The sequence below is a fragment of the Paraglaciecola arctica BSs20135 genome (assembly GCF_000314995.1).
Classification (GTDB): Bacteria; Pseudomonadota; Gammaproteobacteria; order Enterobacterales; family Alteromonadaceae; genus Paraglaciecola; species Paraglaciecola arctica.
The window spans coordinates 1-17,011 of record NZ_BAEO01000012.1 but is presented as its reverse complement, the minus strand read 5'-3'; the positions used below and the strand labels follow the sequence as shown (position 1 = coordinate 17,011).

12 protein-coding genes and 1 pseudogene are annotated in these 17,011 nt (G+C 39.3%); 7 read left to right on the top strand and 6 right to left on the bottom strand.

Translation table 11 applies throughout. The features are described 5' to 3' along the window. From GARC_RS04340 to GARC_RS04325, 4 genes are all read left to right on the top strand, one after another. Positions 1 to 5,067 carry a DNA repair ATPase gene (locus GARC_RS04340; protein WP_007617163.1) on the top strand — a complete coding sequence of 1,689 codons (5,067 nt, stop codon included), beginning with the start codon at positions 1 to 3 and terminating at the stop codon, positions 5,065 to 5,067. Between the two features lie 59 nt (positions 5,068 to 5,126). Next, entirely contained in the window at positions 5,127 to 5,534 is a 408-nt protein-coding gene (locus GARC_RS04335) for a hypothetical protein (protein WP_007617162.1), read from the top strand. Between the two features lie 258 nt (positions 5,535 to 5,792). Continuing rightward, on the top strand, positions 5,793 to 6,341 hold the full coding sequence (locus tag GARC_RS04330) for a hypothetical protein (RefSeq protein ID WP_007617161.1): 549 nt from the start codon (positions 5,793 to 5,795) through the stop codon (positions 6,339 to 6,341). 114 nt (positions 6,342 to 6,455) lie between these two features. Beyond that, positions 6,456 to 9,272, top strand: a complete 2,817-nt coding sequence (locus GARC_RS04325; protein WP_007617159.1) for a hypothetical protein — start codon at positions 6,456 to 6,458, stop codon at positions 9,270 to 9,272. Positions 9,273 to 9,688: 416 nt separating this feature from the next. On the opposite strand, the gene GARC_RS04320 is transcribed toward GARC_RS04325, so the two are convergent. Beyond that, on the bottom strand, positions 9,689 to 10,750 hold the full coding sequence (locus tag GARC_RS04320; RefSeq protein WP_007617158.1) for an alpha/beta fold hydrolase: 1,062 nt from the start codon (positions 10,748 to 10,750) through the stop codon (positions 9,689 to 9,691). Between the two features lie 170 nt (positions 10,751 to 10,920). Beyond that, positions 10,921 to 11,439 carry a TetR/AcrR family transcriptional regulator gene (locus GARC_RS04315; RefSeq protein WP_039988765.1) on the bottom strand — a complete coding sequence of 173 codons (519 nt, stop codon included), beginning with the start codon at positions 11,437 to 11,439 and terminating at the stop codon, positions 10,921 to 10,923. A 251-nt stretch (positions 11,440 to 11,690) separates the two neighbouring features. On the opposite strand from GARC_RS04315, the gene GARC_RS04310 reads away from it, so the two are divergent. Together GARC_RS04310 and GARC_RS04305 are read left to right on the top strand one after the other, a co-directional pair. Next, positions 11,691 to 12,311, top strand: coding sequence for a glutathione S-transferase family protein (locus GARC_RS04310; protein ID WP_007617156.1), 621 nt, complete (start codon positions 11,691 to 11,693; stop codon positions 12,309 to 12,311). Positions 12,312 to 12,340: 29 nt separating this feature from the next. Beyond that, positions 12,341 to 13,033: a cupin domain-containing protein gene (locus GARC_RS04305; RefSeq protein WP_007617155.1), complete on the top strand. Its 693-nt coding sequence runs from the start codon at positions 12,341 to 12,343 to the stop codon at positions 13,031 to 13,033. A 70-nt stretch (positions 13,034 to 13,103) separates the two neighbouring features. Here the strand turns inward: GARC_RS04305 and GARC_RS04300 are convergent, their stop codons facing one another. The 4 genes from GARC_RS04300 to GARC_RS26215 form a co-directional block, all read right to left on the bottom strand. Then, positions 13,104 to 13,931 (bottom strand): alpha/beta hydrolase, encoded by an 828-nt coding sequence (locus GARC_RS04300; RefSeq protein WP_007617154.1) that lies wholly within the window; start codon positions 13,929 to 13,931, stop codon positions 13,104 to 13,106. Between the two features lie 285 nt (positions 13,932 to 14,216). Beyond that, the gene (locus tag GARC_RS04295) at positions 14,217 to 14,405 is read right to left on the bottom strand and encodes a hypothetical protein (RefSeq protein WP_153810863.1); all 189 of its coding nucleotides are present in this window, start codon (positions 14,403 to 14,405) and stop codon (positions 14,217 to 14,219) included. 324 nt (positions 14,406 to 14,729) lie between these two features. Then, positions 14,730 to 15,710, bottom strand: coding sequence for a transposase (locus GARC_RS04290; protein WP_039988737.1), 981 nt, complete (start codon positions 15,708 to 15,710; stop codon positions 14,730 to 14,732). A gap of 56 nt (positions 15,711 to 15,766) precedes the next feature. Then, positions 15,767 to 15,988: a Type I secretion system protein TolC gene (locus GARC_RS26215; RefSeq protein ID WP_081587495.1), complete on the bottom strand. Its 222-nt coding sequence runs from the start codon at positions 15,986 to 15,988 to the stop codon at positions 15,767 to 15,769. Positions 15,989 to 16,582: 594 nt separating this feature from the next. On the opposite strand from GARC_RS26215, the pseudogene GARC_RS04285 reads away from it, so the two are divergent. Continuing rightward, positions 16,583 to 17,011, top strand: a pseudogene (locus GARC_RS04285) (PKD domain-containing protein); the annotation flags it as partial.

Sequence of the window (17,011 nt, the reverse complement as noted above, 5' to 3'; positions counted from 1 at the left end):
ATGACTGATCAAAGCCAAGTTGATCAAGCAGTAGCCGAAGGCGGCGCCTATGAAGTCATTCGCGCCCGTTTAACCGAGCAAGCGTCTAAGCTTAAACAAAAAGTCGAAAGCCTTAATCAGGCGCGTATAGAAGAGTTCGGTCAAGCCAAACTTGATGTGCTTAGCCGCGTGCGAGTGCGCACTGAAAATAACTGCGTGGCCAGAGATATTGTGCCTGTGGGCGATAATATTTTATTTGGTTACAACGTTTTTATTGGGCTGAAAAAAGAAACCAAAGTCCAAGATGTGTTTGCCTTATATAAGCTCAAACAGCACGATTCTGGTTTTGAATTAGAAGCACAAGATTTAGCCGGTAGTTTTTTAGCTGATAGTACCTTTGTTAAAGAATTTAATGAGTTGTATGTCTATTACAAAGAAGCCCGTTTAATTCAGCTAAAAGTACAAAACCAAACCCTGTTTGCGGTTTTTCAGATTGGCCGAAAAATCGAAGACACTCGGGTATTTCAATGGCGAGTCAATAAAGATGGGTCGGCTAGTTACATCGACAATCGTGGCGAAAGAACGATCAAAGTTGCCGCTTCACACGATTTTGAATGGCAAAAAGCTGGGCGTGAAACCCACGAGACGGGTCAACATCCACACATTAACATTCTCGATCAGGTGTTTGTTGAAACCATAAGTGGCCAGCTGACTATTAAGGTTGAAAACAATACCGAAGATGGTTTGGGTATCTACAATGAATCGGTAGAAGATCAAACTCAAAGTCTAGCCGATGCGGACGTGCAATATGCGCAAATAGGCAGCTTGATATTATTAAAAATTCAGCCGTATCGAGAAAAGCAGTATCGCTTTTTGGTATTTAATACCCGCACCAATCAAGTTAATCGTATCGATGCTATTGGTTTGGCTTGTGTATCTTTACCTGAAGATCACGGCATCATTTTCCCAGGTGGTTATTACCTACAAAATGGTGAAAGCAAATCCTTCCCAGATGAAATACAAGGTTTGCAATTTAAGCGTACAGTCAGTTCGCCTAATGGTGAAGATGTACTCTATGTATTTTATGAGCCAGAGTCGGGATTGATTGGGTTGTATTCTTACAATCTTATCCGTAAAGAATTACAAAATCCCATTTATGCCCACGGTTATAGTGTGTTTGAAAACGGCACTATGGTGGTGTTTGTCGCCGAAGATGAAGCAACCCGTGTACACCCCATGCAAGTCTGGGAAACCCCCTATTTCAGTCAAGAACATGCCGCAAAACAACCCACCACTGATAGCTTTTTTAGTCGTATTGGCAATAAAGAGTTAGTGCGCGGGATTTCAGACTTAATTGCGATTAACCGCAGTGTGGCAAACCCTAATCCCAGCCGTAATTTATATGAAGACCTGATTAAGACCTGCCGCACTATGTTCGACAGTTATTACTGGCTAGCTGAGCCAGAAGTGGACGGTTTAGGAGAAGTAGTCAAACAGATAACCGCTACTGCGGAATTGGTGATAGACGAGTTTGTTAAAGTCGAACAAATCCGTTTACAGGCAGACAAAGCGTTAGCCCAAGCCGAACAAAAACAAACGGATGTTTTAGCCACAATTAAAATAAGCGACTGGCAATCACCTGAGCAATTTGTTGAATGTTTAACAGCGCTACGACAACAACGTGGGCATTTGATCACGCTCAAAGAGCAGCGTTATATCAACAGAGAACGTATTGCTGAATTAGATACTCAAGTAACTGAACAGTTTGAAATAGTCAGCAGTGCCACAGTAGACTTTTTATCCGCTGACAAAGCACTGCAGCCTTACCATGACAAAATTATCACCTTAGAAAATAGTTTGTCTCAAGTAGATTTAGTCGTGGCAATCAAGCCCCTTATCGAAGAGCTGGATAACCTATCTATTGGCTTAGATTTATTGACCGAGATCCTCAATGGATTAAAAGTGGATGATGCCACCATCAGAACCAAAATCCTCGATGATATCTCAGAGATCTATGCCAAACTCAATCAAGTTAAAGCTAAGGGTAAAAAACGCCGTAAAGAGTTAGGTTCAGGCGAATCCACCGCTGAATTTGCAGCACAGTTTAGGTTGTTTTCCCAAAGCATTAATAGTGCGATTGCTATGGTAGATACGCCAGAAAAAGCCGATGAGCAGTTATCCAGATTGATGATCCAGTTAGAAGAATTAGAGTCTAAATTCAGTGAGTACGACCAGTTCCTCAGCGATATTATGGATAAGCGGGAAGAATTACACAGCGTATTTGAAAGCCGCAAACAAAGCCTGCTTGAAGACCAACAACGTCGTTCGCAAAACTTGTTTTCTGCAGCACAGAGAATTTTAAAAGGTGTGGGTAGGCGTGCCAATTCTTTTAAAGATGCAGACCAGCTAAATACCTACTTTGCTTCCGATCCTATGGTGAAGAAAATTGCTGATTTAGTGGCGCAGTTGCGCGAACTGAACGACCCGGTTAAAGCGGATGATTTAGAAGCGCAATTAAAAGCGGCCAAAGAACAAGGTATTCGTAGCCTTCGAGATAAGCAGGATATTTTTGAAGATGGCGGCGCGGTTATTAAGTTGGGCAGGCATAAATTTAGCGTCAATTCTCAAAACCTAGATTTAACTTTACTGCCCCGTGACGATGGCCTATATCGCCACTTAGTGGGTACTGACTATTTTGAACAGCTAGATAATCAGGAACTAAATGACCTTAAACCCTATTGGCAACAAGCCTTAGTATCTGAAAATAGTGATGTGAGCCGAGTCGAATATTTAGCATCTTTGATTATTCGTGATGGTGAGTTACAGCAAAATGGTCAATCAATTCACGCTTTGTATGAATTGGTTGATGACCCCAAAGCCCTGCAGCAGTTAGTGCGTCATTATATGGCCGAACGTTATCAAGAAGGTTACGAAAAAGGCGTACATGACGCAGACACAGTCAAACTATTGCAGGCTATATTACCTGTGCATCAAAAAGCGGATTTGTTGCGTTACTCTCCTAAGTCTAGGGCTTTGGCGATGTTATTTTGGACCTTCGCGAGCCGAGAAAAAACTCAACAAAAAATTTGGCAAAGCCATGCCTTTAGTGCACAACTATTGGCAACATCATTTAATAGCCGCAGTGGATTTGAACAATTACAGCATACATTAAAACTAAAAATTCAGGCTTTTTGTCAGCAATTTTCACTAAGGTTTGAAGAGCATGAAATAGTCCAAAGTACTGATTATTTAAGTGCAGAATTGGCCCAGCCCAAATTGGCATTTATCAGTAGCCAATCGGCTAAAAGTTTGTCTGAAGGCTTTACTAAACAGCTAGACACGCTGGGGCATTTACATGAATTCCAAGGCGCTATGGCGCAGTTTAATCAATTGCTTGAACAAGCCGAACCTAAACAAGCCAATATTGCAGGCTTAGAAGAACAATGGAGTTTAACTAACGCTTGGCTAGCGGCCACTTTAGGCGATAGCGATAAAGCACAATTAAGTCACTATTTACCAGAGACTGCGGCTTTACTTATATGCCAAGGCAAACTAAGTGTTAGACCCAGTAAAGTCGATCTTAATATTACGGTGGAAGGTTTGCTTAGTGATCATAAAAACATTGTGGACAGTCAGCTAAATATTGCGCTGGATGAATACAGTGAACGACTTAACCAATATCATAATCAACATGTGGCGAACTTTCATCGTTATCACCAGTTACGCCAGCATGAAATGCAAGCCAGCAAAAAGGAATTACAACTAGACTCTTACAAAGCCAAGCCCCTTAGTTCTTTTGTCCGAAACCGTTTAATCAACGAAGTTTATTTGCCTATTATTGGTGACAACCTCGCCAAACAAATGGGCACCATAGGTGAAAATAAACGTACCGATTTAATGGGGCTGTTATTACTAATTTCGCCACCGGGTTACGGAAAAACCACCTTGATGGAATACGTGGCCGACCGTTTAGGTTTAGTGTTTATGAAAATAAACTGCCCGTCGCTCGGACACGATGTGACGTCTATCGATCCTGAAAACGCGCCAAATGCTACCGCTCGCCAGGAGCTCGAAAAACTCAATCTTGGCCTAGAAATGGGCAGTAACGTGATGTTGTATTTAGATGATATTCAACATACCCACCCAGAGTTTTTGCAAAAGTTTATCTCATTGTGTGATGGCACCAGACGTATTGAAGGTGTCTGGAAAGGCCAAGCCAAAACCTATGATATGCGTGGCAAAAAATTCTGCGTGGTGATGGCGGGTAACCCGTACACCGAATCTGGTGATGTGTTTAAAGTGCCCGACATGTTAGCCAACCGTGCCGATATTTATAACTTAGGTGACGTGTTAGGCGGTAAAGAAGAGCAGTTCGCGCTGAGTTATATTGAAAATGCCCTCACCTCTAATCCAGTGTTAGCGCCATTGGCTCTGCGTGACATGCAAGATGTCTATAAATTAGTGGCCATGGCACAAAGCGGCGATAACAGTAGTAGCGACTTGAGTCATCAATACAGCGGCGCTGAAGTCAATGAGATCACTAGTGTATTGAAACACTTAACCGCCATTCAAGATGTGATCCTCAAAGTTAACCTCGAATATATAAGATCAGCCGCCACCGCAGAAGATTACCGCGAAGAGCCTCCCTTCAAATTGCAAGGTAGTTACCGCAATATGAACAAAATGGCAGAGAAAATCTCAGCTGTAATGAATCATGACGAACTCATGCAATTAATCAGCGACCACTACACAGGTGAAGCGCAAACCCTCACCTCAGGTGCCGAAGAAAATTTACTTAAACTAGCCATATTACGGGGTGTAATGGATGATGAAAAAACCGCCCGTTGGCATCATATTTGTAGTGCCTTTAGCAGTAAAAAAAGCCTAGACATTGAAGGCGACCCCACCACCCAAGCGGTGCAACAATTGGGTCAAATATCCAATTCACTCGAAGCGATAAAACTCGATATGCAGCAGTCGGATACCACAGACTTAATTAAACCCATCAACCGAGTGGCCACCGCTATGCATCTATTGAGTAAAGTATGGTCAGGTGCGACAGAAGACGATTTTAAGAAGAAAAAGTAATTTGAAAATCATCGTTTAATTAGCCACAGTAGCGAAAACAGCTTAGAAAGGTAATAGATATGAATGGTGCAGGCGGAAGTTCAGGTGGTATTGGTCAGTTTTTTATTGGTGTGATTATGATGTGTGGCGGTTTTTATCTGCTACTTAATTCCATCACTGTCTCGTCCAACTTCGGCCTTGGTTCAAGGCTATTTGGTTTTGGTAATAATTTTGGTGTCACTGGTGGCATGATCATGATCCCTTTTATTTTTGGAATAGGGTTAGTCTTTTTTAACGCTAAAAACATTTTAGGTTGGCTGTTAACCCTAGGTTCAATCACCGCCCTAATCTTTGGTGTCATTTCATCGGTAAGATTTAACCTGCGCACTATGACAACTTTTGAGCTGATAGTTATTTTGGTATTAGCTGTGGGCGGATTGGGGTTGTTTTTGCGGTCGTTGAAGAAGATTGATGCGAAGTATAGTTGAGGATGTAGGCAGTACTTTATTGTGCACAAGGTGAACGCTTCGACACGTTCTTGGGGGCGCTACCAAAATTGGTCAGACTTGATAGATCAACAATATACAATTTATTTCACCGTCGAGATGGTAAAATAAAATACTCCGTTTCTACAATAGACACTTTCGACCTGTTACGTTAATATCCTGCCGAATTTTTGCAAAAATCATATCAACATGGGACGTATTTAACGAAGTTAGTTTAAATACATAAAATAGGGAAATATCATGAAAAAAAACATCCGTAACACTTTGTTTTTATCCACTTTATTATTTGGTTATTCTGTCACTGCCAATGCATCTAACTCGAATTCTGAAAAACATTTTAGCATTGGTGTAGGATCTTATGCTTTCTCTTTAGCCAATGATGACAACGACTCAGGCACTATAGATTTTAGTGGCATTAATGTCGCTGCGGGTTATGCCTTTAGTAATAAATTTCAAATCAGAGCAACTTATTTTTCACTTGAAAATGATAATGGTTATTCTGGGTTAGAAAATAAAGGATTCGACCTTATGGCATACGGTGGAGTTGGCTTGTTAAAGAGAGGATTTAGAGGCTATGGAGGGGCTGGTTTCTTTTCTGAAGAGTGGGGTAATCAAGGTGATTCTGTGTTCGGTTTTCAGTTTGGAGGAGGCCTTGGATACAATTGGGGGCCAGCAGCGTTAGATTTTGTTTTAACGTTACGTCAATCAGATGAATATGAGGACTTCGTAGTTGTATCTGGTACCTATGTTGCGGTGTCTGGCAATTTAACTATTTCCTATTTATTTTAAACTTCGAGTAAGGTGAGACCTAAGTATCTCACCCTCTTTTCAGCTACTTAAATAAGCCAAATTTGAACCGATGTAGCAATACTTTGGTGCTTTTATTAAGTTTATGGAGAAACAATGTTTAGACATGTGTGTTTCATAATAAGTGTGTTACTTTTTTCTTCGCAGGTTCATTCTGCAGATGCCTATCGGACAATAAACACCCATACGATAGCAAACAATTACCTGTCTGAACTTACTGTTGCTAATGATGACGGTAGTTTTTTATATGATGTAAAACAAGTCAGAACAGGATCAGGTTATACCAGCAACTTTACCGTTTTTAAGCGTGAAAACGATGGAAGTTTTCAGCAGTCTCAAATTCTCGAAATACCTGCAAGTGAGACAGAACAAGTCGGTGTAATTAGCGAATTGGTATATTACAAAAATTATCTATTAGCGTTGAGTGCAGAGCCTAAACTTGTTTATTATCGTTTTGAATTTGATGAGCATGGCCATCTGAACTACTTAGATAAGCAAACAATCAACCGCAACGTCTTTTACAGTTGGTCAAAAATGACTAATGTGACAGAAAATAAATTTTTTCAAACGTTAGACTCTAGAATAGCTTTCTGGCAAATAAGCGACGATGGAATGCTTAGTTTTTTAATGGAAGAAAGATTACCTATTCAAAGCATCTCTGGGGCGGACGATTATTTTATTTCGGTCTTAAATCCAAATACGCTAATTTTTGTCATACTGAATGATGATTATTTTGGTGGTATAGTAGAAATTGAATTTGATACATTTGAAATTAATTGGAGCAATAATCTTCTCAGGCCCATACATACAACAAGCATCAATTTTGACCGGTTCGTAAACGATTCGTCAGACAACAGATTGGTTAACCTGTTAGTGAAACCGGATGCCTCTGCAATTTATCTGCGAACCACTAACCGAGAATACATTTTCAATGGAATTAACACCGATTCTGTTGAGCTTGAATTCTCCAACAACATTAATTTAGGCTCCTTAGGTTTAGACCAAACCCATCAATTAGCTTTTGAAGTGACCGAAACTATCCGCCAGGTAGAGATTGATTGGAAAAACAACGATGTGTTGCGAGAGAATTTAGAAAGCCAAACTCTACGAGGCGAAGTTAAAATTTTAACCTCTAATATGTTAATGCGATTGGCTCTAGATGGCAAAGAAGGAGAGCTGTGGAAATTCAATCAAAATGGAATCATTAGCAAAGTTGCGATAAATATTCAAAATACTGGCGACTTACCTTCAGATTCACATTCTGATTATTACTTCAACGAGAAAACCCAACAATTGCTTATTACCGGTGATTCCAACCCCGTTCCGGGTGTTACTGAGGATAAATTATACGTTTGGCAATATGATGCTACGTTAAATGATATGAGTTTTGTTGGTGCATCTTTAACCGCAAGCCCAATACGCTTTGACAGACCAATAGGAAGTGTAGGAAACCATTATTATGTGTTTGACTCAAGCCATTTATTTTCCACGATCACTGTTCTATCCAAGACAGATTCGGGTATAGAAATTATCCAAGAATACGATATTTCTGATGCCGAAAATCGCCAGGTTGTGGAAGATGTTTTTTTGGCAACCGATAATACGCTCATTGCAACTATGCGTAGTTCAAATTTGACATACAAGATTTGTAAATTGGATGACCAACAAGGGGATATTATTGATTGTTCTTTCGCTACATTGTTCAGTGAATTGGAGTTTTCGCGTGATTTTTCTGGGTATACTTTCCACAAAATAAACGACGAAGGGCAATTTCTTTTTGCTTCAGATTCATATTCTGAAGAAACCCTGAAAGACTTTTATATACTCGAATTTAATGGTGAAGAGTTTGTCGTTAAGCAATCTTTTCCGCTTAATGAAAAAGAGCGAGGTTATGAGTCAATCAGTGCGTTTTTGTCGATAAATAATGGAACAGAAATATTTTTGGAAATTGGAAGTAAAAATAAACATCTAAAATTAATTGATAACGAGTGGGTATTGTCAGAGAAAGAAGCGGACACATTTTTCATAAACGTAACTGGATCTAACGATTATTATATAACTCCAATTGGTCAGCCGTTAGTTTTTGAGCCCTCTGCGCTTAAATTTTGGCGGACCGAACAAAGGATCAATCTATCTGGATGGTTTCAAGTAGTGGATGGCAATAAAGGTTTTGTAATAAATGTAACCGAAACAGATCGTCACATTTCAACATTTGAACTTGTTGATACAAAGCCCTATGTAAATAAGAGAAACTTTAATAACGGCACGACATATTACGCCACAGAAGATGAGTTATTCGAAATAGATTTTTCAGAATATGTTCTCAATCCAGAATCGACAATACGAGTTGAGACCCACGAAAAATTTACCCTTGATCAAGGCAAACTCAGCGGTATTTTAACCAATGAAGATATTTTGAAATTAAATTACCGTCCGGGCTTAGAAATTGAAGCGAGTTTTTACATAGATGATGTCCGTATCGGTTATTTTTATATTGTCCCAGTAAATGTGAATGATATTCCAGAATTAATAGCCCCGGTTAATCGTGAATATCTAAAAGTAAACGATATGTATGAAGTCGATCTAAATGACTACGTTTTAGACCAAGACAACGATTATTTGACTTTTAAAACTAGCGACTTACCTGATGGATATAGTCAAATCGGAAATTATATTAACGGCGCCTCGTCGAAAACTGGCGATTATGAAATTGTCGTTATAGTCACCGATAATAATGGTGGAGAACTCGTTTTTAGTATACCTGTCACGATTAACGAATCGGGGACTGCGCCCCTAATAAAACTTCCATCGGATTCGAGTTCAGGAGGAGGGTCATCAGAATTATTCTTCATAATATTGCTGCTATTAGGTTTAATATTTAGATTAAAACCAGAAATGAAAATGTTAAGGTAAAGTCGTTGCGGCTTTGCATAACGTGTAGAAATCGGTGGGGTTAGAGCCGCTGATTTATCACTAAACCAACGACCGCTATGGCACATAAGGGAAATTCAGCCTTTGACGAAAAAGCAGTAGATAAAAGCAAAAGACTAAAGCTTCTTACCACTGAGAAAATCGGCAATTATAAAGACAGTCATGGTTAATATTCTGTTACTCAATCTAGTTGTTTTACGAAAGAAAATTAGCCCACGGCTTTTAAAATCAAAGGGGTTAATGATTCTGGTAGTTTTATTTTGCCAGCTAAAGATTACGAAGACAGCCATGATATTTTAAGTAAACCCCAAACAAAAAAGTTTAAAAGGTTTATAGGTATTAACTCGATTTCAGCCCCACAAGCTCCTCGTTATAACCCCAAGATTCGTCATAATGCATTACTTATCTATCTTGGAGCTGCTGCCCTCCATAAAATTAACTATATATTTTGCGACTTTTACAGGCTTTTCTTCCACTGTAAAATGTCCTGAATCTAACAAGTGTAACTCTGCCTTTGGCACATCTTTTAAGTAGGCTTGTGCTCCTGCGGCGATAAAAGCTGGATCTTTGTTACCCCATACAATTAGTGTGGGTGGTTGATATTTTCGTAAGTAGGCTTGCCACTTTGGATAATCCAGTAGGTTATTGTAATAATCTTGTACTAATTGAACTTGAATTAGACGGTCTTTTTTAGTTTGTAAAAAATGTAAATCGTGAGTCCAACTATCTGGGTTCATAATGGCTGTATTGTTAGGCACGTCACGTAAATACTGCTTGTTGATAATAGCTTGCTCACCGGTAAACGAATAAAGCTTATCTAGCTGAGCTTGTGATCTATCCTGATTAGCTTGTTTAAAGAACGCCTGTCTAGATGGCGTTAAACCCGCCAAATATGCATTACCATTTTGTACAATAAGCCTATCTAGTTTATCTGGATTGTTTAATAACATTCTAAAACCAACAGGCGCGCCAAAGTCTTGAATATATAAGCTATATCGCTCTACTTTAAGATTCTCAAGTAACCCATTTACGTATTTTGCTAATAAATCAAAGGTATATTTTTGCTCTGCTGGGTCAGGGCGTTCACTATAACCTGAGCCTAAATAATCAGGTGCAATAACATGATAACGCCCAGACAACAGCGGTATCAGTTCGCGATAGGTATGTGAAGACGACGGGTAACCATGTAACAACACTATTGTTTGTTTATGTTGTTCACCGGCTTCTCGGTAAAAAATTTGTTTTCCTTGTATGGCCGCATAACGGTAAGAGGTTTTTGAAGGCCAAGCAGCGTCAGCAGCATTAACCTTAGATGTGAGTGTTACTAAGAAAACAAATATTATGCTGATAAACATCACTAAAGTTGTGAGTAAGGATAAAGAACGCAGTACTTGATTAGAAATTAAAGGGAGTATTGATTCTATTGGCTTAGCTTTAAATAGCAGTATTGGTAATTTCATGAGTATCTCGATATAGATTAGCTCAGAGAAGACCTATGACTTGTCTATTTTTGTTCAAATAAATATTTATTTTAAAATCGAACAAGCTAAAAATGAATGGTAAAAACAAGACTTTCGACATCTCAAGTGTATTAAGTAGATAGCCAATATCACCTAAATGTATATTAAAATTACTGAGTCACACTTTCAAAGTAACTGTGATCGTTAAGGGCTTTGCTTATCATCATGGCGCCTTCAAGCAAACTGATAGTAACAATAGCTGCGCGTGCCGGATCATGTTCGCCGTTGGCAGTATGTGCAGCCGTTAACCAAGCCAAATTTTCATTAAAAAAACGTTTTACTTCGAGGCGTACTTTGTCTGGTAGGCTTTCACTTTGTGCGCCTAATAATCCACATAAACACATTTTGTCATCGGTGATTAATGCACTTCTAAAAAGTTGAGTGTATACATCGATAGGGTTTATGCCGCTGGCCTTAATATTGGCTGGATCGCCTAATGCGGCTAAAAATGAATTCGTATATTGATGTGCAAGCTCGGCACCTAAATCGGCTTTTGTCGGAAAATGATAGTGCACACTCGCACTTTTAATACCTACTTCGTTAGCAAGCTCCCTAAAGCTAAAATTACTATAGCCACCTTGGCGTACCTTATCTTCTGCCGCTTTTAATAGAGCTTCTTTTTTGGTCATTTTCATATTTCCGAACAGTGTGACGGCATTATCAACTGGCAGATTGTTATTTACAAGCAAGAGCATATTTTCATTATTTTCAGGTTCTTTTTCCACGTTACTTTCGTCATGTTTGATCACCACTCTTTATTTTAAACATTGACTTAGTATAAATTAAATAATATAACCTACCTATCAGTAGGTAGATTGTGGTTAAGTAAAGTGTGGCTAGCTGGTAATTCATTTAAAACTTATTCAATAGAGGTAAACCTATGAAAATATATGACGTAGAAAACTTTCCAAATCCACTTAGAGTACGTATTGCATTAGCAGAAAAAAATGCTACTTCGAATGTTGAGTTCATTGCTGTAGATTTAATGAATGGTGAGCACCGTACTGATGCCTTTTTGGCTAAAAACCCATTAGGGGCTGTGCCTGTGCTTGAATTAGATGACGGCACCTTTATATCTGAATGTTCGGCAATTATTGAGTATATCGATACTGAATTTGCAGGCGATTCTTTAACAGGCACAACTGCCAAAGAACGTGCAATCATCAGCATGATGCAAAAACGAGCTGAGTCCACGGTACTCGATGCGGTAGCTACATATTTTCACCATGCAACTGATGGTTTAGGCCCAGTGCTTGAAACCTATCAAAATAAAGAATGGGGTAATATACAAGGAGAAAAAGCACGCCAAGGTTTAGTGTATTTTAATGATGTATTAGGTAACTCACAATTTGTTGCTGGTGACGTATTTAGTGTTGCAGATATAACGTTATTTGCTGGGCTAGTTTTTGCTGGGTTTGCCCAAATCGCCATACCTAGTGAGCTAACACATTTAGTTGCATGGCAAGAAAATGTAGCTAAACGACCAAGTGTTGCTGGTTAAGTAAAAATACTAATATTTAGGAGTCAGAAATGAAAATTGCAGCCGATTTTAGTCAACGTGTTGTAGTACATAGTGAGTCACTTGAGTGGATCCCATCACCTATGCCAGGTGTAGATAGAAAACCACTTGATAGAGTAGGAGGTGAAGTGGCACGTGCAACTAGCATAGTGCGCTACGCCCCTGGCAGTGAATTTTCACCCCATGTGCATACAGGTGGTGAAGAATTTATTGTACTTGATGGTGTATTTCAAGATGAACATGGCGATTTTCCTACTGGCTCCTATATAAGAAACCCACCACAATCTAGGCATCAACCAAGCTCTAGAAATGGTTGTGTTATTTTTGTAAAACTATGGCAGTTTCAAATGGAAGACAGAACTCAAATACGCTTACAAACTGATTTTATGGCAAACATTGCACATCCAGATTTTAGCAAAGTTGCTGTGACACCTTTATATAAAGATGCGTTCGAAGAGGTGAGTTTGCTGTATTTTGAGCCTGAAGCAGAAATATCACTAAATGTGAAAGGTGGCGCAGAGCTGCTTGTATTGGAAGGCACCTTAGATGAGCAATCCGATACGTTAGTGAAACACAGCTGGTTACGAGTTCCAATAAATAGTGAAATCAAGGCAAAAGCAGGTAACAAAGGAGCAAAAGTCTGGCTCAAAACTGGGCATTTAGTGGATGTAGATAAACAAATTTCACGGGTACAAAATGCTTAAATTATATTAATTGGTACTCAACCTGATAGGAATTTTAACAGATATCAGACTGAGTTTTTCGCAAAAAGAGCTAATTTAAGCTCTTAAGAAACGAAGCATATTCGTTGAATGCTTGATCGAACGTCATCGAATTAACATGAGAGGCGTTTAACACTACTATAAAACTTTTCTGATTTGACGGTGAGGTGTTAAATAACTTTCGTGTGTTATCACTAGGTGTAACTGAGTCGTCCTCGCCAACGATGAAGAGCAGAGGTCCTTCATATTTAGCAATAAACTCTTCATTGCTGATACCCTTTAACTCGGGATCGACCTCTACCGTTTTCCAAGAGGGAGCCATCCCTTTTACTAACGACTCAACGTCAGAAATAGCCGCCTCTAATACCAATGCGTGGATATCGTTGTCACTCGCAGCTATATTTGCAGCAAGTAAACTGCCCATTGAAACACCGTGCAAAATAATTTTTTTATCGTACTGTTGAACAAAATTATGAGTGCTAATCGCATCTTTTTTCAATGTATCGATAGATGGAATGCCATCACTTGCACCTAAGCCTCGATAGTCCATCCAAACAAAATCCACACCTAGCTGTGCAAATCGTCTTGTTAGGCCAATGCCTGCATCCTGAATACGAAAAGAGTTTCCGCCAAAGTAAATCACTACATATTTAGAGTCTTTGACTGACAGGTGTAAGCCTCTGGTCGTAATTCCGTCATCATGTGTAATAGCAATATCTTCTACTTTATGGATTGCCGGTTCGAACCAATCTCCGTTTGAAATAGCGGTGATATTGATTGGTGTTTTCTTAGTATTTATCATTAATAAATCATTTGTTTTAACGACAGAGCTACAGCCTGTAACAAGCAGTGTGCCGACGATTAGTACGATTTTCACCATGAAAATATCCTATAGGTGGTAGTGTTTAAAATATGAGTTTGATATTTTAAACACTACCACACCAGATCGCACAGCATATTAAAAAGACCTAGTTTATTGGCTTAATTGTTAGTCATATTGAATTTCTGGATGTTCATTTCTGCTATGACGGATTTTGTTTAGATTATTTGTTAGCTCTAGCCCCTCAATTCAATAACAACCCTCTTTTTCACCAGCTTTTCCTCTGTGCTCTCTGTGTCTCTGTGGTTCAAATTCTTTTGCTTCTAACTTCTGAGTGATGCTGGTTTAAAAGACTACCGAAATCAAATTCTGAGCCATTTCTTTTGCTATAAGCGCTGAGTGTTTTGCCCCCCTTGTGTGTGCCATCACAATGGCCCCTTCAACTAACAAGCCGATTTGTTCGGCTTTAGTCTTATCTTCTGCAGATAATTGAGTCTCAATCAGATTGATAACAGCTTGTTTATGCTGAGCCATTTTACCAAGCAGCCATTTTACCAAGCCACCCATAATTAGATTTTGAGACTAACCAAAATATTCAATATCGATTTTAAGCGTGAAAATGACTTGGATTGATTGAGGTATGGAGGCTGAGCATTTTACCAAGCCACCCATAATTAGATTTTGAGACTAACCAAAATATTCAATATCGATTTTAAGCGTGAAAATGACTTGGATTGATTGAGGTATGGAGGCTGAGAGTTAGTTTCAGCCTATTTGGTGGGAATAATAGGTATTTATCGGGGTTGTGAGCACAACTGTGCCTTATCGTTGATAAGTTAACCGCTTTATTAAGGTAGGTTATGCGCAGCGTAGCAGAGTTTTTGCTTTACCCATACCTCGAATACGTTGATGGCCTGTGTGCGCTTTGAACTGGTTCATCATCATTTCTGCTCCTGCAGCATAACAAAAATGCTTTTCAAACTCAGTGGTGAGGGTGAGCCATTGTTCGTCTGATAGGCCTAACCTTTGTAAGATGGGTTGTTGTTGATGGTCAATATGGCCTGCTTTGTCATTTCTGATTATTCTGCCTGTTATATCCACTAACTCACAATAGTCTTTGAGTGAGAAAGCGATGCCTTTTGGCATATCTTGTCTAGGATTGCCGATAAAAGACATCAGTGAAGGTGTTGTGATGGGGTCTTTTATCGATTCTAAACGTTTTTTAATACTGGTATGCTTTGAGGTTTCTGGGGTATCCGCTATCTTGGTTCGAATAGGGTTTAAGTCAACATAGGCCATACAGGCCAGTAAGGCCGCTTCATCTAATAAAGCCTGTGATTTAAACCGTCCTTCCCAGAATCGACCTGTACAGTCATCTTCTTTGTTAGCTTCGCGGGCAATGTATTCATTCAAATTACGCATCAGCCAGCTAATATCATGTAAGCGCTTGCGATACTCGATTATGGTGTCATCTAAGGTGAGTTGTTGACTTTGGCTTAACGTGTCACCTCTTACAAACATTTGCGTGAGCAATGTGCCTTTATGTAGACGGTGCCAGCGCTCAACCACTTCACTATCTGTCCAAGCCTGAACTTGTTGCACATCTACGTGTAACACCACATGCACATGATTACTCATCACAGCATAAGCACATATATCAATTGAAAACACAGATGATAAAAACAACAGTCGTTGTTCAACCCACTCACGGCGATGTTCATAACTTTGACCTGAATAACTATCCACACCGCACAAAAAAGAACGCCGTACACAGCGGGAAACACAATGGTAATAGGGGGTATCCGATAAACAAATTTGACTACTACGTGGCTGGGGCATGACATCAATCCTTTGATTTATTTCCTAATCAAAGCCTAGCTCGTCTTTATATTTAGTCAAATTGTTATGGGTGGCTTGATAAATCCGCTTGATAAATCCATTGAAAACACAGATGATAAAAACAACAGTCGTTGTTCAACCCACCCCCGGCGATGTTCATAACTTTGGCCTGAATAACTATCCACACCGCACAAAAAAGAACGCCGCACACAACGGGAAACACAATGATAAAATGGGGTATCCGATAAACAAATTTGACTACTACGTGGCTGGGGCATGACATCAATCCTTTGATTTATTTCTTAACTAAAGCCTAGTTTGTCTTTTTATTTAGTCACATTGTTATGGGTGGCTTGATAAATCCTTTGTTATGGGTGGCTTGATAAATCCCTATTTAAATACTTTAAATGTGCCGTCGGCCATGTTCATTAAACCCGCATACAAAACCTAGGTAAGTCTTCTCATCGGTTATTTGGCCGTCCATTGCTGGTAAATTACTTTTCCATTATCCGCTGGTGGATATTGGGTGTCGTAACAGAAGATGGTGAATACGCCACATTTAACCTGTATTAGGATCTGAATTGCCTTAGCTAACGCTATTGTGATCCTGACTGGTGGCAAAAGGCAAAACACTTTTATTACCCATCATCACAATGGATAAGTGGCTAGCTTATCTTCGTTATATTCATTTCAGTTCACTTAAGTATTCGTTTGGTTCAGTTTGCTCCATTTAAGTTTCTGGTGAGTTTATTTAACTTTTTTTATTGTGCCATTCTAATGATGCATGACTAGGTAAACCCGAGGAGCCTTCGGTGGTCAGCGTATTCGCTTTATTGCGGAACTTCACTAACTAAACATGTAAAGGAAATATCATGGGAACTAGAAACGTTAGTTTTAATCGACGATTGCAGCAGCAACAAGCCACGCCCTCAGCGTATCAAAAGTGGTCCTTAAAGAGTTATTGGTTGCTACTTTGCAGTTTGATGTTGCTTTTTATAAGTACAAGTTATGCCCAAGCAGCAAGTTTAAATAATGGTGGGTCCGTGACTGGTTCAATTTCTATTGCAGGTGAGGAAGACAGTTGGACTTTTAATTCGACTACTGGTGAAAGACTCAATATTCAACTGGTTGATTTACAACAATCAGATTTCTATCCCAAAATGACTTTATATGCACCGGATGGTTCTTATGTAACTTACGCAAACAATAATACGGTTGCCAATATCCACAACTTAGCTACAACACAGACAGGTACATACACCCTAGTAGTGCAAGACGGTACTAGTGGACAAGATCAAGTC

Coding starts and splice junctions, on each gene's coding strand:
- GARC_RS04340 (WP_007617163.1), top strand. CDS start 1: ATGACTGATCAAAGCCAAGTTGATCAAGCAGTAGCCGAAGGCGGCGCC.
- GARC_RS04295 (WP_153810863.1), bottom strand. CDS start 14,405: ATGGCTCAGCATAAACAAGCTGTTATCAATCTGATTGAGACTCAATTA.
- GARC_RS26215 (WP_081587495.1), bottom strand. CDS start 15,988: ATGCCCCAGCCACGTAGTAGTCAAATTTGTTTATCGGATACCCCATTT.
- GARC_RS04325 (WP_007617159.1), top strand. CDS start 6,456: ATGTTTAGACATGTGTGTTTCATAATAAGTGTGTTACTTTTTTCTTCG.
- GARC_RS04320 (WP_007617158.1), bottom strand. CDS start 10,750: ATGAAATTACCAATACTGCTATTTAAAGCTAAGCCAATAGAATCAATA.
- GARC_RS04290 (WP_039988737.1), bottom strand. CDS start 15,710: ATGCCCCAGCCACGTAGTAGTCAAATTTGTTTATCGGATACCCCCTAT.
- GARC_RS04310 (WP_007617156.1), top strand. CDS start 11,691: ATGAAAATATATGACGTAGAAAACTTTCCAAATCCACTTAGAGTACGT.
- GARC_RS04315 (WP_039988765.1), bottom strand. CDS start 11,439: ATGACCAAAAAAGAAGCTCTATTAAAAGCGGCAGAAGATAAGGTACGC.
- GARC_RS04305 (WP_007617155.1), top strand. CDS start 12,341: ATGAAAATTGCAGCCGATTTTAGTCAACGTGTTGTAGTACATAGTGAG.
- GARC_RS04300 (WP_007617154.1), bottom strand. CDS start 13,931: ATGGTGAAAATCGTACTAATCGTCGGCACACTGCTTGTTACAGGCTGT.
- GARC_RS04335 (WP_007617162.1), top strand. CDS start 5,127: ATGAATGGTGCAGGCGGAAGTTCAGGTGGTATTGGTCAGTTTTTTATT.
- GARC_RS04330 (WP_007617161.1), top strand. CDS start 5,793: ATGAAAAAAAACATCCGTAACACTTTGTTTTTATCCACTTTATTATTT.